This window comes from Pseudorhodobacter turbinis, from assembly GCF_005234135.1.
Lineage (GTDB): Bacteria > Pseudomonadota > Alphaproteobacteria > Rhodobacterales > Rhodobacteraceae > Pseudorhodobacter > Pseudorhodobacter turbinis.
Genome location: NZ_CP039964.1, coordinates 1384517 through 1407231, shown reverse-complemented (window position 1 = coordinate 1407231; position 22715 = coordinate 1384517). Strand labels below are relative to the sequence as shown.

Below are 22715 nucleotides of genomic sequence, written 5' to 3'. Positions count from 1 at the left end.
TTGGAGAGTTTTACTCTCCGGTAAACCCGGGGCGGTTCACGGTGGCTTTGGAGATCAGTTCAACACTAGACGTGCGCTTTATTCTGCGGACAAAAACCCTTGCCTTTTGGAACGGTCTTCTAGGCCCGTTCTGAGGGCTTTGTTGTCATTCAAAATTGGGTATACAGGGGCCATCACCAACTTTTAGCTATATCTCAATTGCGGCTCCTAATGAGCGCAATCAAGCGTTATAGGAGCAACATATAAACCGTGCGGGCCACGTGAAACGCACCCCAAATTAGAACCAACCCAATTATGATCCCTGCAAACCCAATTAGGGTTTCAATGGGGCTCAGCGTCGAGCGCTTGAAGTTCATTTTTTCCTCCACTTTATACTGAACCGAAAAAAAACTGCATCGCGTCAAAATCAGCGCCAACGTGGTGCGCGCCAACCGTTTGCGACAGCTTCCGCTTCGCTACAAAACCAACGCTCTCCTTTGGCTTCATTGATGCTCGTCTTCTTGTACCATGGTGACCAAGGCGCATGATATATCATTCCGTTTTTAGAAATATTTCCCTTAATGGGGCAGCCATCAGGAGCTTCTTGTTCAGCTACCGCCCATCTCGCGGCTCGGTACTCCCACGGTGGAATTGCCGTTGTAGCCCAGATTCCCAGCTTTTGCCGTCGCGCCTCAGCTTCATCAGGGGTGTATTCTTCTGAATACTTCACAAAAGCCCATGCAAGTCCGTTGCGCACCATTTCCCGGCCGAGGTCCACTTCACCAACGAAACAAGTCGCAATTTCGCGGCCCATCCCATCATCGCCAAGAACGTTGCATGTGACATTTGTGCTTCCAATCAGTCTAGCCAGTTCTTCAGTCGCGGCTTTTCCACATGCCCATTTCCCGCATTTCTGGCCATACTCGGGAGCATCAATTGCGTTGATCCGCATTCTAATACCATCAACGTCGATGGTGTCTCCATCCACGACAGATGTTTCAGAAGCGGCCAAGGATGCACACATCACTGCCGCAGAGAAAACCGACGAAAATTTTTTCAACACGCTTTGATCCAACATTATGTGAAGGCGAGGTTGCGCTGCCCCAACTGTTATAGCAAGATCAAGTCGCACTACATGCCCAGTTGAGTGGCCGTAATGCACCAAGGGGCGGGAGAGAGTTTCCTCACGCCCTTACCTTAGGTCAGATTAAGTTTTGGTTACAGTAAGTTGATAAGTTTATTGGCTGATGCTGCTATGTAACATCGCGAAACCAGCTTTTCACCTTAGGGTTAATAAGTGGTGAACCTTATAAATTTTCTGACACTCAATGGAGTATTGGAAACGAGCATTACCTACCCTGGCCGTATACGCAAAGCTGCAGTTTGCATTTTTCGCAGCATCACAATGTGGCAACGGATACCCCATCGGGTTCTTCCACATCGACATAGCTGAGGTTCAGACAGCTGAAGGCAAGCTCTATCTATTTGTCGGCATTGACCGCACCAGCAAGTTCGCTGTGACCCAACTCGTCGAAAAAGCTGACAGGCGCACTGCTTGGGAGTTCCTGCAGCACATGCTCGAAGCCGTGCCCTACCAAGTCCATACCATTCTCACGGACAACGGCATCCAGTTCGCCGAGCAAACACCCGCTGACGGCGCGTTGGTTGACGTCAGCGGGTAATCGCCCCCTTTTTAACGGGGTGCATCTGTAGAACTTACGCGGCCATTTTCAGTTTCATAGCGGGTGTGATGCCGCCGATGCCCATGTTCGGGCGGTCGTTGTTATATGTCCAGAGCCATTGTGTGGCCTGATCCTGAGCCTCCTCGATGCTTTCGATGATGTATTGATCCAGCCATTCATGCCGAACCGTCCGGTTGTAGCGCTCGACATAGGCGTTCTGCTGGGGCTGTCCGGGTTGGATGTGCTGGATCGTAACACTATGTTTCTCAGCCCATTTTCTCAGTGTTTCGCTGATATATTCCGGCCCATTGTCGACCCTGATCGTGCCCGGTTTTCCGCGCCATTCGATAATGCGATCAAGGCTGCGGATGACCCGTTCGGCAGGGAGCGAGAAATCAACCTCGATCCCCAGCCCTTCGCGGTTGAAGTCGTCCAACACATTCAAAAGCCGAAAAGCCCTGCCGTCGCCGAGGCGATCCGCCATGAAGTCCATGGACCAGGTCACATTCGGTCTGTTCGGGACCGCCAGAACGTCAGGCTTCTCCCGTTTCAGCCGCTTGCGCGGCTTGATGCGCAGGTTCAGTTCCAGCTCACAGTAGATCCGGTAGACCCGCTTGTGGTTCCACGGATGCCCCTTCACGTTGCGCAAATGCAGGAAACACAGGCCAAATCCCCAAGTCTTGCGCGCATCCGTCAGCCCTGTCAGCAGATCGGCGATCACCTCGTTCTCGTCTTTCAGCTTCGGGCTGTAACGATAGCAGGTCTCGCTGACCTCGAAGGCCCGGCACGCCAGCGCGATGCTGACGCCCCGTCGCTCTACCGCCGTTTCGGCCATCTCGCGGCGCTGAGATGGCCCCGTTACTTTTTTCCGAGGGCTTCCTTCAATAAGTCCGCCTGCATGCTCAGATCTGCATACATCCGCTTCAGCCTGCGGTTCTCTTCCTCCATGGCTTTCATCTGGCTGACCATGGATGCATCCATGCCACCATACTTCGCACGCCATTTGTAAAACGACGCATTGCTCATGCCATGTTCACGGCAAAGCTCGGCCACCGGCACACCACCTTCGGCTTGGCGCAGGATCGCAAGGATCTGGGGTTCGCTATATCTGGTCATTTTCATTCAAAATCTCCTCGTTCATCTTGCCGAGAAAATTCTACTTCCGCAGCCCCTTACTTTCGGGGGGGATTACCAGCGCGTACGGCCGACGGGATCGGCGATTCTATTCCATGGAAGCGTTTCCAAACGCGGTCAAGAAACCGATAACTCCGCTAAACGTAAGAGCCGCGACAAAGCAACGGCAGGGTGCTCGTCGGGCAAAGGACTGGTTGTTATCATGGCGAGATTCTGCCTTCGCGCAGTGTGACCTGCCCCTTGGTGAATCGAAACATGACGTCCTTGGATGCATCACCAATCTGGGGCAGGGGGCTTGCTGATCGCTTCCAGTTTTGCGCGCTGTTCGGCATCCCAATCATCGCGCAATCCGGCAACATAGGCGGCCTCTTGAGCCAGTTTCTGCCGCTCGGCCTTCACAAGGGTCTGCACGGCTTCTGAGATCACCTTCGCAATCCGACTGATCAGAGACCAGGCTGGCCTGATCTTCTTGAGAAGACCGTCCCTTGCTTCCTTGTCCTTTGGCGCGGCGGGCCCCCATTTGAGTGGCTTGTCCTGTCCGGGCATATCATTCCGGAGGATCATACCATCTGCTATTAGCTTGATACCGTCCTCCACGGCGATGATCATGCTTTCCACTTCTACCTTCTTGGCCTCGGTGTCTTTGAGGGCCAGTTGAACGTCCTCCAACGCTTCTTCCCCGGCAACCTTCCTGCGGTTGATTACCTCCAATGCCTCTTTCGCTGTCTGTACCGCCGCCTGTTCTGCGAGGACTTCGTCTTGAACTGTTTTCAGATCTCGTGCTGCCTCCTGAAGCCCCGCACTGACTCTGCCTTTTTCAAGGTTAATTGCCGTGACCTCTCCACTTGCCTGTTCATTTGCCAATTCGAGCTTTGACCTCTCCTCCTGTGCCGCTTTCAAGGCTTCTGTTTCGGCGGCTTTTTGAACAAGCGTCCGATCAAACCAGCCCTGTGCTTTGTCCTGTGCTGCAGACAGCTTGTTTACATATTCGATGAGCATCGCGGCGGCGGCCGCCTGTTCTTCCTCGGCAGCGCGGGCTGCGATGGCCTTTTGCGCCGCCAGTGCTTTCACCGTCTCCAGCTGCTGTGTTTCTGCCGCGTTCTCACGTTCCATTGCTGCCTTTCGCGCATGGGCTTCTTTAATCGCGCGTTTGCGCGATTTGCGGACCGTCGCCTTGGCGAGGGTCCGCCCGTCCTCAATAATAGTCTCTGCTGTCTGTTTTGAGGCCGCCAGCACTTGCTTGGCGTCAGATAGTGCCGCCTGTGCTTCAACTGAGGTCGCCTCCGCTGCTGACACGATTTTCCCAGCTTCCATGTGTGCCTGTTCGACCTGTTCACCACGCCATTGCGAAGGTGACACATGGCGCCGCTTTTCCGGCATTGGCTCATTTGCGGCTTTCGCGTCCCGCCGCGCCGCGGCACGGCGTTCGCCCCGCGTGATCCCAAGATCGGTGAACGCCTCTCCCGCCAGGTTTTGAGCATGCTCGTAGCTGGCGATGAGAGGATTCATCGAGGCCTGCAGCAGGTACTGAAGCCCGCGGTTGAGCGTAAACCGCTCTCTCCAAACCGCGACAACGAAGTGGATGTGATAGGCTTCCTCATCCGCATGACCGCTGGCATAGCGGAGTTCGCCGTTCGGGAAATGCTGTTCCAAAAACGACAGTGCGGCGTCACGGAACTGATCTACTTTTTCGGGATCCCAACCCGCGTGACCCGTGCCGCCGAACCAGCTCTTGTTGACCGTGATGATGCCTTCGCGCAGCGGGCCGTTGGCGCAGCGCTGCCACGGATCGAGCAAGCCTTCCAATTGCCTTTGGGACGCTTCTTTCTTGCGTGACTTTGCCTGCAGCGCCTCGATATGCACGCGCAGGTTAGAATGTTTGGCCTGCTTGATTTCAGCAAGCAGGGTCTTCTTCCAATCCGCTTCGCCGAAGAGGGGCTCGTTCAAACTCGTGGCATCAAGATCGACATGGGACAGATCACCGCCCTTGCGCTTATCATGCATCACGAACCGGCCCAGATTGCCGGGATGCAGTCCCTGAAACCGCAACACGATGGGTATTGTCCGGATGGCTGCAATCTGGGGGTTGTCAAATTCTGGCTGGATGGACATGATGGACCTCGGATATCTGTGCATCTCCAGTGTCACCGATGATCGCGAAAATCCCCGCGGCTAATTTCACAATATTTTTGAAGAATTGCTGGCCACCTACTCACTAGTCTTGTTGCAATTTCGGGCACCCCGAAATGACAACAAGACCGCTCGCTCGGGGGATACCCCCGAGACCCCTTCTCAAAATCCTTCAATGGGGCACCCCCATCTCACGATCCCTGCGACCAGCAGCCTGCTGGACCCTCAACGGCTTTGAATTTGTTTTTCGATTATCTTTTCTGAAATGAGGCTGACTGGGCATGCCTTGACCATCATATGGTGCAAAATCGCGCCCCGCGCTCGGCCTGACGGGGCTCCTTCATCGGGTCCATCAGGCCGGATCCGAGACAAGTCCACTGGCCAAATCCCCATAGCAACAAACGCCCCATCAAGCGCAAACCCGCGATTTCCCGCTTGAGCGCTTCTCCGACGCCAGGCAACGATCCGCGTCACACAAATGTTGCGCGTGGCGTCCGAGAAACCTACACCAATGCGGACTTTGACCGGCCATCCCATGCTGCGCTGCAGCTTCCCAGAAGCAAACATTAACTGGTCTTCTAATTTTTCCATCCACAAGCGGCTCTCTATGCGCAGTTGCACGACCCGCACACTGCATGTTAACTGGGACATAGCCATTCTTGGGTATGCTGCTCAGGTGTCGGTTAGGGCTGGCTCGGTGATTGCACACCTTGCCAGCCTGAACAGGGACGGCCCTTTGCCCAAACTTACCATTTTTCTGAACCGCAGCTAAAGTCCTCTTGGACGCGCCGAAGCGAAGCCTGCGCGACGAGGATTGTATTCATGTTAGATTGAACTGACGATTTCGCCAAGCGCATCTGCTCGACCTCATATTTCTCCAACGCTGCATCCACGTTCCATTTCTCGATTTCCTTGGCGACGAGTTTACCCTTTTCCTTGAAGTGTTCGGAAATGCGGCGTTTGACCGCGCCAACGGTCAGACATTCCCGTGCAGGTGGGCCGTTCAGGGCCACGTCTGGCGTCAGTGCAGGTCCGTAGATATCGATCAGCGCGTTACGTTCGACGGTTTGCAATCCGTTCAAGACCATAGGCCCGAGCAATAGGGATTCCGACAAACAGCCGTTGGCGGTTACAACTTCATGGCGGTCGCAGGCGAAATGAATCCATGTTATTTTGGCCTTGCTTTGCATGTGGCGGATGCCCTGCACACTTGTCAGAGATTTCGCGGGCGCAAACGCCTCGGTGGCAAAGACCTGATGCAGTTGTCCGACCCCGCCGACAAGGATGCGGTGTTGCGGAGATACGATCAAGTCATGGGACGGAAGACCGTACCCGATTGTTGATCGATCGTTGCATGGTCATCGTACACCTCGCATCCTGAGCCGTTCCGGCGTGACCAAACCCCGCCCCAACATGGTATCGCGCGTCGTGTTGCTGATTGTGCTGACCGGCAGATAATTAACAGGGGCCGATTTATCGGATGATAAAAGGGTTCTGAGGTGTGGTTTCGTGGGCAATCCAGACGGATTTGACCTGAAGAAACTCTTTGATTGCATCTTTCCCGCTTTCGCGACCTTCGCCTGAACGCTTGTAGCCGCCAAAGGGCGAGGTGAAGCTCACTGCGCGGTAGGTATTCACCCAGACGGTTCCTGCACGCAGCCGCTCAGACATGCGCAGGGCACAACCGATATCACTGGTCCAGACGCCGGCTGCGAGGCCAAAGTCGATGTCATTGCCAATTTCTATGGCTTCAGCTTCATCCTCGAATGGAATAACTGATAGAATAGGCCCGAACACTTCTTCTTGGGCTATGCGCATGTCATTGGTTACGCCAGTAAAAATCGTAGGTTCAATGAACTGACCGCCTTGGGCACCTTTGCCTGTATAGGGCTTGCCGCCCAACACGCAGGTCGCCCCCTCGTCTTTGGCTATGTCGATATAGTCGAGTACTTTTTGGAATTGCGGCCGCGTCGTTATTGGCCCCACATTGGTTTCGGTCGACATCGGATCACCAATTTTAGCAGCTCCTGCGACTTCGACCAATCTCGCGACGAACTTGTCGTGAATTGATCGTTGGACCAGTAGGCGCGAACCGGCGATGCAGGTTTGGCCGCTCGCAGCGAAGATGCCGGAGATCGCGCCCATGATGGCGGCCTCAAAATTCGCATTCGCGAACACGATATTGGGGGATTTGCCACCCAATTCCAGAGTAACCGGCATGATTTTGCGCGCTGCCGCTTCATAGATTTTCTGGCCTGCGATGTCGGAGCCTGTAAACGCTACCTTTTCCACATCGCGATGTGCGACCAGCGGCGCACCGGCTTCTAACCCGAAGCCGGTCACTACATTGACGACACCGGGAGGGAATCCCGCCTCTGCAAACAGTGACATGAATTCAAGGGTCGAGACGGACGTGAATTCTGACGGTTTGATCACCGTAGTATTGCCTGCCGCCAGTGCTGCGGCCAGCTTCCATGCCAAGAGCAGCAGGGGGGAGTTCCACGGTGTAATCAGCGCCACGACCCCAAGGGGTTCATACCGGGTAAAATTAAGGATATTGGGTTTATCGGTCGGGATCACCGCGCCTTCGATCTTGTCGGCTAAACCGCCGTAATAGCGATACCATTCCGCCATATATTTGGTCTGGGCACCCATCTCGGCGATCAGCTTACCATTATCGCATACTTCCAGCCCGCCTAGACGGGCGGCATCCCGTTCGATCAACTCGGCCAGACGGACCAGAAGCTTGCCCCGCTCAGTGGGCTTCATTGTGCCCCAAACTCCCTCGAAGGCGGCCTTTGCTGCGGCAACAGCGCGGTCTACATCCGCTGCATTCCCTTGTGCGATTTTTGCCCAAGCTTCGCCGGTATAGGGGTTTTGGGTGTCAAACCATATACCTGTGTCCGGATCGCTCCAGCTGCCATTTATGTAAAGTCCATAACGTTTCACCTGAGGCTCCTTTGTGAGGTTGGCGCGTGTCACGCGCAAATCGTCTCGCTGTGCTGATTTAGCGCGGGCACAGTTGTGGCGCGTTTACTGTCCGTCCGGATCAACTCGTTCTGCGGCGCTGTCGGCACAGATTGTTTTAGTATCGCCAATTAGAGCTTTTCGATCAGTTCCGGCACGGCCTCAAAAAGATCCGCAACTAGGCCGAAATCGGCAACTTGAAAGATCGGCGCCTCTTCGTCCTTGTTGATCGCAACGATGATCTTGCTGTCTTTCATGCCGGCAAGATGCTGGATTGCACCGGAAATACCGACCGCGACATAGAGCGCGGGGGCAACAACCTTGCCGGTCTGGCCGACTTGCCAGTCGTTCGAGGCATAGCCGGAATCGACGGCGGCACGCGAGGCACCGACGGCGGCGCCGAGCTTGTTCGCGAGCCTGTCTATCAGTGCGAAATCCTCTTTGGAGCCGACACCGCGACCACCCGAGACGACCACACCGGCCGAGGTCAGCTCGGGGCGATCGCTTGCGGCGACCTTGTCTTCGACCCAAGAGCTGAGGCCCGGAGTTTCGGGGACATTGATAGTTTGGAGCGAAGCCGCGCCACCGTCACTGGCCGCCTCGAAGGTCGAGGTGCGGAATGTAATGACCTTTTTCGCATCCTTTGATCTGACGGTTTGCACGGCATTTCCGGCATAGATTGGCCGCTCGAATGTATCGCCGTCAATCACGCGAGAAGCGTCTGAGATGATCATCACGTCAAGCAGCGCCGCGACGCGGGGCATTACATTTTTCGCATCGGTCGTGGCGGGGGCGACGATGTGCTCATAGTCACCGGCGAGGCTGACGATCAGCGCGGCGGTGGATTCGGCCAGACGGTGACCGAGCGAGGCGTCCTCTGCGACCAGCACCCTGGACACACCGTCGATCGTAGCGGCACTTTCGCCCGCGGCGGCAGCATGGGTACCACAGCACAGCGCGGTCACGTCACCTAGTTGCCTGGCAGCAGTCACAGCTTTTGCTGTTGCATCCATTGCCAGTTTTCCATCAGTCACTTCTGATAGGAGAAGAACGGCCATTACACGCACCCCGCATCTTTGAGTTTCGTTACCAGTTCATCAACCGAGCCGACCTTGATGCCTGCAGCACGGGCTTCAGGCTCGACTGTCTTTACGATTTCCAGGCGGCTTGAGATTTCCACGCCGTAGTCGCCCGGTGTCTTTTCATCTAGCGGCTTTTTCTTGGCCTTCATGATGTTGGGCAAGGAGGCATAGCGTGGCTCGTTAAGCCGGAGGTCGACAGTCACGACGCTGGGCATCTTGACTTCGATGGTTTGCAGTCCGCCGTCGACCTCGCGGGTGACCTTGGCCTTGTCGCCTTCGATCTCGATTTTTGAGGCGAAAGTCGCTTGCGACCAGCCGAGCAGTGCCGAGAGCATCTGGCCGGTTGCGTTCATGTCATTGTCTATCGCTTGCTTGCCGCATAGCACCAGACCCGGCTGTTGTTCATCAACGATCCCCTTGAGGATCTTGGCAACGGTCAGTGGTTCAATATCGTGATGTACGTCATCGGTGGCTACAACTAGGATCGCCCGGTCCGCGCCCATTGCCAGGGCTGTCCGCAGGGTTTCTTGCGCCTGTTTGACGCCGATCGAAACCACCACGACTTCATCGGCCTGACCGGTTTCTTTTAAGCGGATAGCGTGTTCGACGGAGATTTCGTCGAACGGGTTCATCGACATCTTCACATTGGTGAGGTCTACCCCCGATCCGTCCGCTTTCACGCGCACTTTCACGTTGTAGTCGATCACACGTTTGACAGGTACCAGTACCTTCATTTTGCGGTCTCCGTTTTGAGGCAGGACACACCTGCTGCACCTGTCTCAGGTGTGTGCCGGTCCGGGCTTCCAATGGATGTTTTTGCGCGGCTACATGAGAATTTCCGTGCATCATTTGATACCATCGGGCCTCAGGCCGTTGTGAGATGGGCGGTTTTACGAATGTCCGGGCATCCGCCGGATGCACCGTAAATCCGCCCGATCTGATGATGTTGTGCTAAGGCTGCTGTTATACGTCTGCCGGGTTCGCAACAGTGCGGCCCAAATCCTCAAGATCGCTGTAGCGATCCCCGATCCGGTGATGCGGGCGTCCACCGGTCGAGGCGCCGAGGGCGACCACGAGCTCATCTGCCGCCGGTGCGTCGTAGATCGAGAACTGCGACGTCAAATAATGCGACCGGCGACCGGAGTCATGTTTGTCCATTAGCGGGATCTGGATCTGGATGTTGGCCGGGCCGCGTGTGTTGGTAAAGCCAAGATAGGTTTTTGCACCGACCGCTTCGCGGTAGAAATTTCCAAACTTCAACGTGTGGATCAAGGCCGATGCATGTTCCAGTTCGCAATCGGTGCCAGCCACACAAGCTTTACCATAAGCTTCAATCGCATCGCCGGACCCGACCAGCGCGATCAAGCGATCGGTCAGGACCTTTCCCAGAACCGGCCCCATGCGGCTGATTTCCGGGCCTAGATCCTCGACATAGCCTTTGCCATGCCACGGGTTGCGGACGACGGCGGCAACGCCAATGACGCGCAGCACCGGATCGGCGGCCTTTTCACCATCGCGGTAGATATCTTCGTCAAAGGTCACAATTTTTCTGAGTTCGGGAAGCATAGTCGTCTCCTTTTGAAGTGGTATTATCGTGTTTGCGGGGTGACCGGGGCCAGTTGATGAACGGTGCCGGTGTCTTGATTGCCCTGGTAAATGCCAAAGCTGCCGTGCTCGTATTCCTTGGCATAGCGCTGCAACATTCTTCTCTCCGACGCGTTACTGATCCGGTCAAAAGGGAGGGCATTGATGGGGGCAAACTCGGCAGAGGCGGACGCGTTACCTTGCATGGTGCCATGATAAAAGATGCCGGTTGCGCCTGCAGCGGTGTCTTCATAAACGGCGTAAAGTGTTTGAGGCCCGGGTTGCAGCCCCTGATCCGTCAGATAGGCCAGCAATCCTTCGTGGCTATGGGTGCCATCGGGCGCACAGGGCAAAGCGAACGTGCCATCGGCGGCTTTGAGCAGCATGATTTCCTGATCACGGCGCAGAACTGCACCGATCCGTACATTGCTGGCGCGCGCTGCGGCCTTAACAAGCGGGTCTTCGGCCCCAACCCGGAAATAAGACCCGCCGTGATAGCCCAAAGGCGCGCCGACATTGGTGGCGTAATCCTCGACCCGCCCAATCAGGATGATGTGATCCCCTGCATCCACTGACTTTTCCTGTGAACAGACAAGGCTGGCGAGTGATCCGCTGATGACGGGCATATCGGCATGGCCCGCGTACCAGTCGGCGTTTTCAAACTTGTCAGGCTGCCGAGAGGCGAAAAGACCGGAGACATTCTTTTGATCTTCACTCAGGATGTTTACGGCGAAATGATCTGCGGCCATAAACGTTTCGCAGCTATACGCATTCTTGGCGATGCAGATCAGCAGCATTGGCGGATCAAGCGATACCGAAGTGAAGGAATTGGCGGTGAACCCGCGCGGCGTGCCGTCGGGTTGACGGGTGGTCACGACAGTGACCCCTGTGGGGAATGCGCCGAACGCATTTCGCAGAGACCGCTTTTCCTCGTCCGACATTGGAACGGGGGCTGGTTCGGCAAGATAGGTTTGCGTGTCCGCGCCGAGTGCCGAAGGCGTGCGGGCCGCCGGCAATGGTGCGCCGGTGAAGCGTAGCGGATTGGCGGCGACGGTCCAGGGTTTGGCGGCAGGATTGGGGTGCGGCACCTGCGTCAGCATCCGGCGCGCCGCTACATGCGGATCGGCGACGATATCGGCAATGGTGTTGAGTGGGCCAAAGGGTACGACACCGCCCAGTAGGGTTGCCAGCTGCGCCTTGCTGTGCCGAGCCGTCCAGCTTGCGACCAGATCGTTGATGCCGCGCCGATGCGCGGTGCGGTCGGCGCGGGTGGCATAGCGTGGGTCATCGGCCAGATCGGGCGTGCCCATCGCTCGCGTCAGGGCACGCCAGAACGTGTCATCGACAATTCCGATGGCGACCTGACCATCCCGCGCCGGGTACAAGGCAAAGGGTGCAAGGAACGGGTGCTCATTGCCCTCTGGCCCGGCCACTGTGCCTTGGATATCATGAAAATAGACCGCGCGTTCGCACAGACTTAGGATGGCATCATACATCCCCACATCAACGAATTGTGACTTACCGGTTGCTTCGGCCTGGCGCAGGGCGGCCATGATCCCAAAGCTCATCATCATCCCGGCGAAGACATCGCCGACGCCCGGACCGATCTTGGTTGGCGTGTCTGCATCTGGCCCGGTTTGGGACAAAATGCCACCCATCGCCTGCGCCACGATGTCATAAGAGGGCCAGTCGGCATAGGGGCTGGCGCCCGATCGCGGATCGCCAAAACCGCGGATCGCCGCATAGACCAGCCCGGGTCGGACCTCCGCCAGGGTTTCATAACCAAGCCCGAGGCGCTCCATCACGCCGGGGCGGAAGTTTTCGACCAGAATATCAGCGTTAGCGACAAGCTGTTTAAGCGCTGCTTTGCCTTTGTCGGACTTGAGATCCAGCACGACGCTTTTCTTGGAACGGTTGAGGCTGACGAAATACCCTGCCCATTCATGGTCAGGATCATCATCGCGGTAAGGGCCATTGTTGCGGCTGGTATCGCCCCCCGCCTCCTCGATCTTAATGACTTCTGCCCCGTGATCGGCCAGCATCATCGTGCAATAGGGACCGGACAGCATTCGCGATAGATCAAGCACCCGAATGCCATGTAAAATACCGTTTGGAGCAGATTGAGTGGTCATGCAGCGTTTCCCCGCGAAATCATTGTGTTCAGGAATGCGACAAGCGGTGTGTTCACCGCATCGGGCTTTTCGGCGAGCGCCATGTGGCGCAAGCCCCGCAGGATATGTATTTCGGCGCCGGGGATTTCGGCAGCGATGGCTTGGGACATCTCGGGGCCGTTGCCGTAATCTTCGTCGCCGGTCATCACCATCGCAGGACAGCTGATGGGTGGCTGTGTCGCGGTGATTTCGTCGATCCCATCCACCAGCACGCGGTAAACCGTGTGATAGATCGCGCGGTCATTGGCCAGCACCCAGCTGCGCACTAGAGCCATCGTTTCGGGGTGCGCCTGCCGGAATGTTTGCGTAAACCAACGCTCCAACGCGGCCTCTATGGTGGCGGCAGGGCCGTCAAGGCGGGCCTGAACGACGCGTGCTACGATCGCCTGCTGTGCCTCAGGCGTCCGCCGGTGGGGAGAATGCAGGATGGCGATAGCGGTGGTTCGGTCAAGGTGTTCTTGCGCAAAGTGCCGCGCGATCATGCCGCCCAAGGAAAATCCGGTGATTGCTGCTTTTTGAATGCCAAAATGATCCAGCACCGCCAAAAGTTGGTGGGAAAACAGCGTCAGCGATGGTGTTTCGGGCGGCGGATCGCTTTGACCGTGGCCATAGAGGTCATAGGCGATAACCTGATACCCTGCGGCCAGCAGCGCAGGCGTGGTCCATTGCCAACAGTCCCGGTTCAGTCCCAGGCCATGAATCAGAACAACCGCCGGAGCCGCCTTGGGGCCCAATCTTTGAACTGCAGTGCCGTTGATCATCTCAACCTCCGGCTTTCAGGGGCTTGTAAGCCACAACTTCGACCTCAACCCGCGCGTCAACCAGAAGATCGCTGACGATGGCCGAACGGGTCGGCGGTTCAATCGGAAAATATTCACCATAGACCGCGTTGAACCCGGCAAAATCGGTGCGATCGCACAGCCAGACCATTGCCTTGACCACGTCGTGCATTTCGCAGCCCGCCATTGCCAGCGTGGCTTTAATGTCCTCAAGAATTGCTCTGGTCTGCTCTTCGATGCTGCCGCGTGTCATCGGCACGCCGTCCTGCATCGGAATTTGGCCTGTTAGAAAAATAAAATCCCCTGCCCGAATGGCGCGAGACAGGGACAGCTTGCGCCCATCAATGACCAGTGGCCCCCCGATTACCTGTTTTGTCATGGCGCACCTCCCTGAGCAGCATTTCACCGAAACTACCGCATCCGCCGCGTCGCAATTATGGTTTTGCCGTCATGCGATGGCGAAAAAACGCAAGTTTCGATCTGGGACCTCACTCAGGATCATCCCAGCAACAGGGGAGATTCCGCAGTGAGCGACATTCAAAAGTATAAAATGTTGATAGATGGTGAATGGGTTCCTGCATCCGATGGCGGGACATTCACCAGTATCAATCCGACAACCGGAGATATCTGGAGCGAAGTGCCTGAGGCCACTGCAGAAGATGTGGACCGCGCTGTTCAGGCTGCCAACCGTGCTTTTCTGGGCGGACCATGGGCCGAGATGACACCAAGCGCACGGGGGAAGTGCCTGCGCAATCTGGCGGATCTTCTGGCCGATCAATCCGAGGCTTTGGGCCGCACAGAGTCCATCGATACCGGTAAAATGCTTAAGGAAACTCGCTGGCAGGCGAAATATATTGCCGAGTTCTTTCAGTTCTATGCGGGCTGTGCTGATAAAATCAGCGGAGAGACATTGCCCATCGATAAGCCGGATTTGTTTGTCTTTACCAAACGCGAACCTTTGGGCGTGGTTGCTGCGGTGGTGCCGTGGAATAGCCAGTTGTTCCTGGTTGCAGTCAAGATCGGCCCGGCGTTGGCCGCTGGCAATACGGTGGTGCTGAAAGCCAGTGAATACGCATCTGCGGCAATTTTGGAATTTGGTTCGCTGATAGAAAAGGCGGGTTTTCCGCCGGGTGTTGTCAACATTGTCACCGGCCATGGCGATCCATGCGGAAAATCACTGACCTCGCATCCGCTGGTGGCGCGAATTTCCTTTACCGGCGGGCCGGATGCGGCGCGTCATGTGCTGGATAATTCCAAGAACAACTTTGCCGAAGTCTCGCTGGAGCTGGGGGGGAAATCGCCGTTTATCGTCTTTGATGACGCAGATATAGAAAGCGCCGTGAACGGTTCCATCGCCGGGATTTTTGGGGCGGCGGGGCAAAGCTGTGTCGCCGGATCTCGGCTTTATCTGCATGAAGATATTGCCGATGCGTTTCTCGAAAAGATGATCGCCATCACCAGAAGCGTCAAAATCGGTGACCCGCTGGCGGAAGAAACCCAGATGGGGCCGCTTTGCACCGCTGGGCAGCTGGAGAACATCGAGCGCGAGGTCGCCTATGCCATTTCCGAAGGTGGTAAGGTTCTGGCCGGCGGTAAACGCCCCGAAGGCCTGGCTGGCCAGTTCTATGAGCCGACTATTATTGAATGCCCGCGTCAGGATTTGCGGATCGTTGATACCGAACTGTTCGGTCCTGTGCTTTGTGTGCAGCGGTTCAAATCCGAGCAAGAAGTGATTGCGCTGGCTAATGATACTGAACACGGGTTGGCCGCCGGTATTTTCACCACCAACAGTGCGCGGTCGCTGCGGGTCGCCAATGCGGTGCGGGCGGGTATCGTTTGGGTGAATACCTATCGGGCCGTGTCCCCGATTGCGGAATTCGGCGGGATTAAAGGGTCGGGTTACGGGCGCGAAAGCGGCTTTCAGGCCATGTACGATTACACCCGTCCAAAGACGATCTGGATGAACACATCTGATGAACCAATGGCAAACCCGTTCGTGATGCGTTGAAAACGCTGATCCACGACCACAGAAAAAAGAGGATAATGGAGAAGATATGAAATTTCAAATTGCCATAAATATGGAGCGTTTGGACCCCTCCCTCGATATGAAAACCGTTCGTGACCACACATTGGATATGGTCAAGATGGCCGAGCAGGGCGGCTTTGAAATTGTTTGGGCGGCGGAACATCATGCGATGGAAATGACCATCGCCCCGAACCCGTTCCAGTTGTTGACTTGGTGGGCTGAACACACCACCACCATCCGGTTAGGAACAGCTGTTGCGGTCGCACCTTACTGGTCCCCGATCCGTCTGGCGGGCGAAGCTGCGATGACCGATTTGCTCAGCAATGGGCGTCTGGAATTCGGTATCGGCTCCGGGGCCTATCAGCGTGAATTTGATCGGATGCATCCGGGTCTGAAGCAATCGGATGCCTGGCGTTACATGCAAGAAATGCTGCCCGCGGTCAAAGCGCTCTGGGCCGGTGATTATGCCCATGACGGCGAGTTTTGGCAGTTCCCTACCGCGACATCTGTACCCAAGCCGGTTCAGGCCGAGATGCCAATCTGGGTCGCAGCACGGGCCCCGATCACCTTCGATTATGCTGTCAAGAATGGCTATAATATCCAATCCTGGCCTTTGACCCGCCCCATGAGCGAGGCGGAGCTTTATATGTCGCGCCTAAACGAAGCGGTTGCGAATAATCCGGGCAAGAAGCGCCCAGAAATCGCGATGATGCGCCATACAGCGGTTTATGAACGCCCGGAAGATCGTGCGGTCCCGCTTGCCGCAGTACGCCGTCAGTTGGGACAGTTCGAGAATTACTTCAAGAATCTGGGCGATGTTGAAAACGGATTTGCAAAAGAAATCCCGTTGGACAGTCTGGAAAACCGGGCCGAATATGACGCGGACATGCTGACCGAAAACCTTATGTTCGGGACCCCCGAGCAGGTGATCGAGAAAATTAAGGGTTATGAAGCTATCGGCGTTGACAGCTTCATATATTACGCAAGCTTGGGCTTGGGACACAAAGAACAGAAGCGCTCGCTTGAACTGTTCTGTGAGCGCGTCATTCCGGCATTCGCCTAAATCAGCAAAATACTTAAGGAGAATAAATCGTGACAAACGGTGTTGAAGTCACTCGGCGCGGCCGGGTTCTTGAAATCAAAATGAACCGCCCAAAGGTCAATGCTATCGACATTCCGATGAGCCAGGCCCTGGGAGCGGCCTTCGCTGAACTGCGCGACGACCCAGATCTGTGGGTGGGTATTTTGACGGCGGAAGGGGATAAAATCTTTTCCGCAGGTTGGGACCTCAAGGCGCTGAATTCCGGTGAGATGCAGCTGGATAACTGGTGGGAAACTGCCGATTATGGCGACGGAGGGTTTGCCGGCCTGACCGAGAACTGGACCCTCAACAAGCCGGTGATCGCCGCGCTGAACGGTCTGGTCATTGGCGGCGGCTTTGAAGTTGCGCTGGGGTGTGACCTTTTAATTGCAGCCGACCATGTGGAGTTTGGCTTGCCTGAAATGCCGCTGGGGATTGTGCCAGATGCTGGTGCTCTGCAACGGCTTCCTCGTCGCATTCCGCACAACATCGCTGTCGAAATGTTCCTTTTGGGACGTCGAATGACGGCAAAGGAAGCCGCGCATTACGGGTTGGTGAACAAGGTGGTCCCCAAGGAAAACCTGATGGAAGCAGCGCGTGAATGGGCTGATTCCATCGCGGCATCTGCCCCGCTGGCGATGCAAAGCGTAAAGGAAGTGCTCCGCGCCATTGAATGCCAACCGCTTGAAACCGCGTTTGAGAAAATGCGCGGTGAAGACCTGACCACTTATCGCAAAATGCTGAAATCTGAAGATTCAGCGGAAGGCGTGGCTGCGTTCGTCGAAAAACGAGCGCCAATTTTCAAAGGACGTTGATTATGTTTTTGGCCCCTCAGGACGTAACCAAAGTCACCAGCATCGGAGGTGGTCCGATCGGTGGTGGTTGGGCTGCGCATTTTTTGGCGCGGGGATATGATGTTACCTTGTATTTGCACGACCCTAAGGAATTGCCGGCCTTTCAGGCGATTCTGGATACTGCCTGGGTTAGCCTGACCAATCTTGGACTGGCGCCGGGTGCATCGCGTGACCGGCTCAGGATTGTTCACGACCTTGAAGAGGCCGTACGCGACGCCCAGTTCATTCAGGAAAGCGCACCTGAAAATCTTGGCATGAAGCAGGCGCTTTATAAGAAGCTGGGCGAAATCGTGCCCGAGGGTGTTGTCATCGGATCGTCCACCTCAGGTCTAATGATGACGGAGATTCAGGCAAACTGCGCCACGCCCGGACGCTGTGTTATTGGCCACCCGTTCAACCCGCCTTATCTGCTACCGCTGGTCGAGATTGTCGGTGGCGAACAGACGGACCCGGAAGCGGTAGAATGGGCCGGCGAATTCTACAAGCTCGCGGGGAAGGCACCGCTTTTGTTGAAGAAAGAGATCCCGGGATTCGTAGCGACTCGCCTGCAAGAGGCGCTGTGGCGGGAGGCCCTGCATATGGTCGCCAATGGTGAGGCCACACCTGCAGACATTGATATTGCGCTTATCAACGGCCCTGCACCGCGAATGGCGGTGCAGGGGCAGTGCATGGCGTTTCATGTCGCCTGCGGGGCGGGGGGTATGGCTACCAATCTGGATCAGTTTGGCCCCGCGCTCAAACTGCCCTGGACGCGCTTAGAAGCCCCCGAGCTGACGCAGGCGCTGCGCGATCGTATGGTGGACGGCTGCAACGCTATTGCGGGGGGCCGCGGTTTTGAGGCCATGGCCGAACAGCGCGATCGTCAGATTGTCGCTATTTTGAACGCGCTTCGGGACAGCGCTTGAATCAAGGCTCGAAAAGAATGCGTCACGGTCGATCTGGATCGACCGTGACGCATTTATCTTTCTTATCAGAAGTTTTTCGGACTGAGTTGAGAAAGGACGACAGCGTGCCGGGCCATTTTGGGGCGGTTTCGCTGTCCGGCCAAGCCATACGGTAGTGTCTTGGTTTTCGTCCGAAACACTTTTTGAAAACCAGATTGAAATGCGACTGTGTGTTGAAGCCGGAGGCCGTTGAAATTTCACTGATACTTAGATCGGTAGAGACAAGCAGGACACGGGCGCGCTGAAGCCGCATCAACTGCCCAAACCGCGCGACCGAGCAGTTAAAGTTTGCAACAAACCGCCGTTCCAGCTGTCGCTGTGAAATGCCAACTTTTTTGGCGATATCTGCGACACGCAATGGGTCTTCGATATTCCTTTCGATAATCCGCACCGCCTCGCGCACCCCAAGTGGCAGTGAGTCAACGCCTCTGCCATGGGTGACCCGCTGCGGAGCGGCCGCAGGGCGCAGCGGATGATGCATTATCTGATCGGCGATCTCGCCTGCCAGTGTCTGGCTTCGGTAACGGCTGATGAAGCTGAGCATGAGGTCAAATCCTGCTGTACCACCTGCGCAGGTCATGATCTGGCCCATCTCCGTATAGAGTTGCTCAACTGCCTTAACCTCTGGAAATTTCTCCTGAAATCCCTGGAGATAAGACCAATGTGTTGTCGCTGTGTGATGGTTGAGGAGTCCGGCGCGCGCTAGGATATAGGTCCCAATCTCTACCCCGCAAATTTGAACGCCGTTACGTTTCTGGAGCCGCAGCCAGGCCAGTAACTTTGGGTTCGCATAGGCTTCGCCCCCCCAGCTGGCGAGCAAAAAAATTGTTGTGTTGCGCTTTACCGTCTCCGGCAAGGGCTGGCAGATCTGGCGCATGCCGTTGCTGGCAGAGACGGTTTCGTCGTTAATTGAACAAAATTCATGAGAATAAATCTGCTCATGCGAGAGGTAGTTCGCAATGCGTAGTGGTTCAAGTAATGCAGTCAGCGTCATCATGTTAAATCTGGGGATAAGCACAAAGAGGCAGTGCCATGGGTGGGTGTGTGATTCCATTTCAACTTCCATAGATAAGTCTTGCTTGGGGAGATGATATTACTCAGCTCTTTTACGCCACCCCTTCATGAATTACGTCGTAAAAAAAGAAGTTGCAGCGCCCGTTTACTTGAATTCTCGGTGCAAGCGAATATGGGAGGAAAGCGTGAACTACGAAGTAATCATCACATGTGCAGTCACCGGCGCGGGGGATACAAGAGGGCGCAGTCCCCATGTTCCTGTCACCCCAAAGGAAATTGCAGATGCCGCGATAGAGGCCGCGAAAGCCGGTGCGGCGATTGCCCACATTCACGTGCGGGACCCTGAAACGGGTAAAGCATCGCGTGATCCCAAGCTGTTTAAAGAAGTCGTCGACCGGGTGCGCGACAGTGGCACTGATGTCGTCATCAATCTCACTGCAGGTATGGGGGGGGACTGGGTTCCCGATGCGGACAACCCTGCGATGCCTGGTCCCGGCACCGATATGATTAGCGCCGATGACCGGCTCATCCATATCAAACAATGCCTGCCGGAAATCTGTTCACTCGATTGTGGAACGCTGAACTTTGGCGACGGTGATAATATCTATATCTCCACCCCGCCGACCTTGCGCCATATGGCTCAGAAAGTCCGTGAATGGGGCGTAAAGCCTGAGATGGAAGTGTTCGAGCTGGGCCATATTCGCTTTGCGCGCCAGATGGTCAAGGAAGGTCTGATCGCCGATCCACCGATGTTCCAGATCTGCCTTGGCATTCCATGGGGCGCGGATCAGAGCGTTGATACGCTTAAGGTGATGAAAGACCACCTGCCGCAAGATGCAAGCTGGGCCGGTTTCGGAATTAGCCGGATGCAGATGCCGATGGCTGCTGCTGTGGTCGCCATGGGAGGCAACGTTCGGGTCGGGCTTGAGGACAACCTGATGCTGGATCGCGGCGTTCTGGCCACCAATGGCCAGCTTGTCACCCGTGTCGTTGAGATCATTGAGCGTATGGGGGGGCGTGCGGTTACTGCGCAGGAAGCGCGCACTAAGTTGAAATTGCGCGGGGGGGATAGCTGAACCATGGAGGCAGGGCATGCCAACGGTAATCTTAGGCTGACGAAGCTTTCGAAAAGCTTCGGCGCATTCGAGGCAGTAAAGTCTGTTGATCTTGAAATTCGTAAAGGCGAGTTTCTGACACTGCTAGGCCCTTCAGGGTCTGGAAAAACGACGCTGTTGATGATGATCGCAGGATTCCTGGACGTCACCTCTGGCGATATTTCGCTAAGTGGTCACTCGATCGCGAATGTGCCGGCCGAAAAACGCAACTTTGGCATGGTGTTTCAAGGCTATGCGCTGTTCCCGCACATGACTGTGCGCCAGAACATCGCCTATCCGCTTGAAATTCGTAAACGGCCCCGCGCCGAGATAGCTGCGCGTGTTGAGGAGATGTTGGAACTGGTCCAATTGGTCGCGTTCGGCGACCGCAAACCTGACCAGCTGTCAGGCGGACAAAAACAGCGCGTGGCCCTTGCCCGCGCGCTGTCGTTCTCGCCCCCTGTGCTGCTGCTGGACGAGCCATTGGGTGCGCTGGATAAAAAATTGCGCATCGAGGTTCAAGAACAGCTCAAGGAGATTCATCGCCGGGTTGGCACGACCTTTATCTTCGTAACGCACGACCAAGAAGAAGCGCTGTCGATGTCCGACCGGATCGTCATCATGCAGCAAGGCATGATCGAGCAGGTTGGGTCACCAACCGAGCTTTACGAGCGGCCCAACACAAGGTTCTCTGCCGGTTTCCTTGGAAAGAGCAATTTCCTGCACCACAATAACGGCGTTTATGCGCTGCGCCCGGAAAAAATTGATCTGGCACCGCAGGGGCAGGGGGGGGATGACACCCGCCTAACGGGTACGATCCGCTCGATTACCTATTTCGGTCCGATGTTGAAATTCATGATCGCCGTGGAGGGTGAAGATGATTTCGAGGTCGACGTGGACGTGTGGCGCAGCAGGCATGATTTCATCCAAGGGCAGCAGGTCGACTTGACCTGGGCGCAGGATGCAATGGTCAGACTGCAAGACTGATAACTCATGAATGCGGATCGAACCGCATCACGCAAATCGGGCTGGATGCCCAGCTTTTTGATAAGGGAGTTTAAGATGACAGACCAAAAGATGATGCGGGAAACGCTCGTTGATGGCGCCAAAGCTTTTAAGGCCGGCAAGTTGGATCGTCGATCTTTCCTGGTGATGTGCGGGATGGCTGGTGTAGCCAGCTCGGCCGTGATGGTGGGCGATGCCCATGCCGCGGCGGATCAGGTCGTATTGTGGAACTGGGGCGGTGATGCCGAGCGCTGCCATGGCGAAGCCATTGGCAAGCCGTTCACCGATAAGACCGGTATCGCGCTGCGTATTGATACCTCTGGCCCGCTGCAGGGCAAGCTTCGCTCTATGGTCGATTCCGGGAATATCACGTCGGATGTGGCGGATGCGGATGCGTTTGACGCGATCGCTCTTGGTGCAACCGGGCATCTCGAACCTATTGACTATTCTGTTGTGGATAAATCCAAGGTTCTGGAAGGCTTTGCATGGGAGCATGGGGTTACGGTGGTCTTCTATGGCTATGCCTTTATGTACGACACCGAAGTCTATGGTGACACGCCGCCGACCAACTGGGCGGACTTCTTTGACACCGCCAAATTCCCGGGCAAAAGGTCGCTTTATAAATGGGCCAATGGTGCGATCGAGGGGGCTTTGCTTGCGGATGGCGTGGCCAAAGAGGCGCTTTACCCGCTGGATCTGGACCGCGCGCTGACCAAGATCAAATCAATTCGGGACGATACCATCTATTGGGGCTCCGCGTCCGAAGCGCATTCGATGATCGTTAATGGCGAAGTGTCGATGGCTATGGTCTGGCAAAATCGCGCCCGCTCTATCGAGCAGGATACAGACGGTCGTTTCAAGTTGGTGATGAACGAGGCGATCGCAATGCCCGGGGCCTATATCGTACCCAAGGGGAACCCTGCGGGTGCGGACGCGATGAAATTCATCGCACAGGCGCAGGCGGTTGAAAGCCAGTTGGCGATTCTTTCATGTCTGGGCATGACACCATCCAATCCTGATGCCTTTTCCCAGATCCCGGCAGATGCCATGCCGTATGCGATTACATCGGAACAGAACATCGGCAAGGTGATCTTTAACGATCCGGAGTGGTGGGCCGAACATGGTGGCGATGCGGTTAACGCATATCTTGAAGCCATCAGTTAATCCCGAACCAGCGGGGCTGTTTCTC

At 55.9% G+C, this 22715-nt stretch carries 20 protein-coding genes and 1 pseudogene; 8 read left to right on the top strand and 13 right to left on the bottom strand.

Features of this window, described 5'->3' with window-relative positions; translation table 11 throughout:
• Positions 1–406: 406 nt before the first annotated feature.
• The gene (locus tag EOK75_RS06760) at positions 407–1111 is read right to left on the bottom strand and encodes a thermonuclease family protein (protein WP_240793937.1); all 705 of its coding nucleotides are present in this window, start codon (positions 1109–1111) and stop codon (positions 407–409) included.
• Positions 1112–1397: 286 nt separating this feature from the next.
• On the opposite strand from EOK75_RS06760, the pseudogene EOK75_RS06755 reads away from it, so the two are divergent.
• Positions 1398–1622, top strand: a pseudogene (locus EOK75_RS06755) (DDE-type integrase/transposase/recombinase); the annotation flags it as partial.
• Positions 1623–1695: 73 nt separating this feature from the next.
• On the opposite strand, the gene EOK75_RS06750 reads toward EOK75_RS06755, so the two are convergent.
• From EOK75_RS06750 to EOK75_RS06695, 11 genes are all read right to left on the bottom strand, one after another.
• A protein-coding gene (locus tag EOK75_RS06750) for an IS3 family transposase (RefSeq protein ID WP_137192138.1) occupies positions 1696–2783 on the bottom strand; the annotation gives its coding sequence in 2 pieces (ribosomal slippage) (positions 1696–2522 and positions 2522–2783; 1089 coding nt in all).
• Between the two features lie 285 nt (positions 2784–3068).
• Positions 3069–4907, bottom strand: a complete 1839-nt coding sequence (locus tag EOK75_RS06745) for a plasmid recombination protein (RefSeq protein ID WP_168199170.1) — start codon at positions 4905–4907, stop codon at positions 3069–3071.
• Between the two features lie 243 nt (positions 4908–5150).
• On the bottom strand, positions 5151–5516 hold the full coding sequence (locus EOK75_RS06740; RefSeq protein WP_137193149.1) for a hypothetical protein: 366 nt from the start codon (positions 5514–5516) through the stop codon (positions 5151–5153).
• Positions 5517–5671: 155 nt separating this feature from the next.
• Positions 5672–6262 carry a Hint domain-containing protein gene (locus EOK75_RS06735; protein ID WP_137193148.1) on the bottom strand — a complete coding sequence of 197 codons (591 nt, stop codon included), beginning with the start codon at positions 6260–6262 and terminating at the stop codon, positions 5672–5674.
• A 136-nt stretch (positions 6263–6398) separates the two neighbouring features.
• Positions 6399–7907, bottom strand: coding sequence for an aldehyde dehydrogenase (locus EOK75_RS06725; RefSeq protein WP_240794040.1), 1509 nt, complete (start codon positions 7905–7907; stop codon positions 6399–6401).
• Positions 7908–8023: 116 nt separating this feature from the next.
• Positions 8024–8950: an electron transfer flavoprotein subunit alpha/FixB family protein gene (locus EOK75_RS06720; RefSeq protein ID WP_137193147.1), complete on the bottom strand. Its 927-nt coding sequence runs from the start codon at positions 8948–8950 to the stop codon at positions 8024–8026.
• On the bottom strand, positions 8950–9708 hold the full coding sequence (locus EOK75_RS06715; RefSeq protein WP_137193146.1) for an electron transfer flavoprotein subunit beta/FixA family protein: 759 nt from the start codon (positions 9706–9708) through the stop codon (positions 8950–8952). Before EOK75_RS06715 ends, EOK75_RS06720 begins: the two co-directional genes overlap by 1 nt.
• Positions 9709–9937: 229 nt before the next feature.
• Positions 9938–10540 carry an amino acid synthesis family protein gene (locus EOK75_RS06710; protein WP_137193145.1) on the bottom strand — a complete coding sequence of 201 codons (603 nt, stop codon included), beginning with the start codon at positions 10538–10540 and terminating at the stop codon, positions 9938–9940.
• A 23-nt stretch (positions 10541–10563) separates the two neighbouring features.
• Positions 10564–12690 carry a CoA transferase gene (locus EOK75_RS06705; protein ID WP_137193144.1) on the bottom strand — a complete coding sequence of 709 codons (2127 nt, stop codon included), beginning with the start codon at positions 12688–12690 and terminating at the stop codon, positions 10564–10566.
• Positions 12687–13490: an alpha/beta fold hydrolase gene (locus EOK75_RS06700; RefSeq protein WP_137193143.1), complete on the bottom strand. Its 804-nt coding sequence runs from the start codon at positions 13488–13490 to the stop codon at positions 12687–12689. Before EOK75_RS06700 ends, EOK75_RS06705 begins: the two co-directional genes overlap by 4 nt.
• A gap of 1 nt (position 13491) precedes the next feature.
• Positions 13492–13887, bottom strand: a complete 396-nt coding sequence (locus EOK75_RS06695) for a RidA family protein (RefSeq protein ID WP_137193142.1) — start codon at positions 13885–13887, stop codon at positions 13492–13494.
• Positions 13888–14058: 171 nt separating this feature from the next.
• Here EOK75_RS06695 and EOK75_RS06690 point away from each other — a divergent pair, with 171 nt between their 5' ends.
• From EOK75_RS06690 to EOK75_RS06675, 4 genes are read left to right on the top strand one after another with little or no spacing between them, the layout of a single operon-like run.
• Positions 14059–15516 carry an aldehyde dehydrogenase gene (locus EOK75_RS06690; protein WP_205965497.1) on the top strand — a complete coding sequence of 486 codons (1458 nt, stop codon included), beginning with the start codon at positions 14059–14061 and terminating at the stop codon, positions 15514–15516.
• A 46-nt stretch (positions 15517–15562) separates the two neighbouring features.
• A complete protein-coding gene (locus EOK75_RS06685) occupies positions 15563–16597 on the top strand; it encodes an LLM class flavin-dependent oxidoreductase (protein WP_137193140.1) in 1035 nt (344 codons plus the stop codon).
• A gap of 29 nt (positions 16598–16626) precedes the next feature.
• Positions 16627–17430: an enoyl-CoA hydratase-related protein gene (locus EOK75_RS06680; protein WP_137193139.1), complete on the top strand. Its 804-nt coding sequence runs from the start codon at positions 16627–16629 to the stop codon at positions 17428–17430.
• A gap of 2 nt (positions 17431–17432) precedes the next feature.
• Positions 17433–18374 (top strand): 3-hydroxyacyl-CoA dehydrogenase NAD-binding domain-containing protein, encoded by a 942-nt coding sequence (locus EOK75_RS06675; RefSeq protein ID WP_137193138.1) that lies wholly within the window; start codon positions 17433–17435, stop codon positions 18372–18374.
• 22 nt (positions 18375–18396) lie between these two features.
• On the opposite strand, the gene EOK75_RS06670 is transcribed toward EOK75_RS06675, so the two are convergent.
• On the bottom strand, positions 18397–19479 hold the full coding sequence (locus tag EOK75_RS06670) for a GlxA family transcriptional regulator (RefSeq protein ID WP_137193137.1): 1083 nt from the start codon (positions 19477–19479) through the stop codon (positions 18397–18399).
• Between the two features lie 133 nt (positions 19480–19612).
• Between EOK75_RS06670 and EOK75_RS06665 the strand changes: the two genes are divergently transcribed.
• The 3 genes from EOK75_RS06665 to EOK75_RS06655 all read left to right on the top strand — a co-directional run bounded on the left by EOK75_RS06665 (position 19613) and on the right by EOK75_RS06655 (position 22690).
• Positions 19613–20503 carry a beta-keto acid cleavage family enzyme gene (locus EOK75_RS06665; protein WP_137193136.1) on the top strand — a complete coding sequence of 297 codons (891 nt, stop codon included), beginning with the start codon at positions 19613–19615 and terminating at the stop codon, positions 20501–20503.
• Positions 20504–20506: 3 nt separating this feature from the next.
• Positions 20507–21508: an ABC transporter ATP-binding protein gene (locus EOK75_RS06660; protein ID WP_137193135.1), complete on the top strand. Its 1002-nt coding sequence runs from the start codon at positions 20507–20509 to the stop codon at positions 21506–21508.
• Between the two features lie 75 nt (positions 21509–21583).
• Positions 21584–22690 carry an extracellular solute-binding protein gene (locus EOK75_RS06655; protein ID WP_137193134.1) on the top strand — a complete coding sequence of 369 codons (1107 nt, stop codon included), beginning with the start codon at positions 21584–21586 and terminating at the stop codon, positions 22688–22690.
• The last annotated feature ends 25 nt before the right edge of the window (positions 22691–22715 follow it).

Coding starts and splice junctions, on each gene's coding strand:
- EOK75_RS06655 (WP_137193134.1), top strand. CDS start 21,584: ATGACAGACCAAAAGATGATGCGGGAAACGCTCGTTGATGGCGCCAAA.
- EOK75_RS06740 (WP_137193149.1), bottom strand. CDS start 5,516: ATGGAAAAATTAGAAGACCAGTTAATGTTTGCTTCTGGGAAGCTGCAG.
- EOK75_RS06720 (WP_137193147.1), bottom strand. CDS start 8,950: ATGGCCGTTCTTCTCCTATCAGAAGTGACTGATGGAAAACTGGCAATG.
- EOK75_RS06705 (WP_137193144.1), bottom strand. CDS start 12,690: ATGACCACTCAATCTGCTCCAAACGGTATTTTACATGGCATTCGGGTG.
- EOK75_RS06690 (WP_205965497.1), top strand. CDS start 14,059: ATGTTGATAGATGGTGAATGGGTTCCTGCATCCGATGGCGGGACATTC.
- EOK75_RS06710 (WP_137193145.1), bottom strand. CDS start 10,540: ATGCTTCCCGAACTCAGAAAAATTGTGACCTTTGACGAAGATATCTAC.
- EOK75_RS06695 (WP_137193142.1), bottom strand. CDS start 13,887: ATGACAAAACAGGTAATCGGGGGGCCACTGGTCATTGATGGGCGCAAG.
- EOK75_RS06670 (WP_137193137.1), bottom strand. CDS start 19,479: ATGGAAGTTGAAATGGAATCACACACCCACCCATGGCACTGCCTCTTT.
- EOK75_RS06675 (WP_137193138.1), top strand. CDS start 17,433: ATGTTTTTGGCCCCTCAGGACGTAACCAAAGTCACCAGCATCGGAGGT.
- EOK75_RS06660 (WP_137193135.1), top strand. CDS start 20,507: ATGGAGGCAGGGCATGCCAACGGTAATCTTAGGCTGACGAAGCTTTCG.
- EOK75_RS06685 (WP_137193140.1), top strand. CDS start 15,563: ATGAAATTTCAAATTGCCATAAATATGGAGCGTTTGGACCCCTCCCTC.
- EOK75_RS06715 (WP_137193146.1), bottom strand. CDS start 9,708: ATGAAGGTACTGGTACCTGTCAAACGTGTGATCGACTACAACGTGAAA.
- EOK75_RS06745 (WP_168199170.1), bottom strand. CDS start 4,907: ATGTCCATCCAGCCAGAATTTGACAACCCCCAGATTGCAGCCATCCGG.
- EOK75_RS06700 (WP_137193143.1), bottom strand. CDS start 13,490: ATGATCAACGGCACTGCAGTTCAAAGATTGGGCCCCAAGGCGGCTCCG.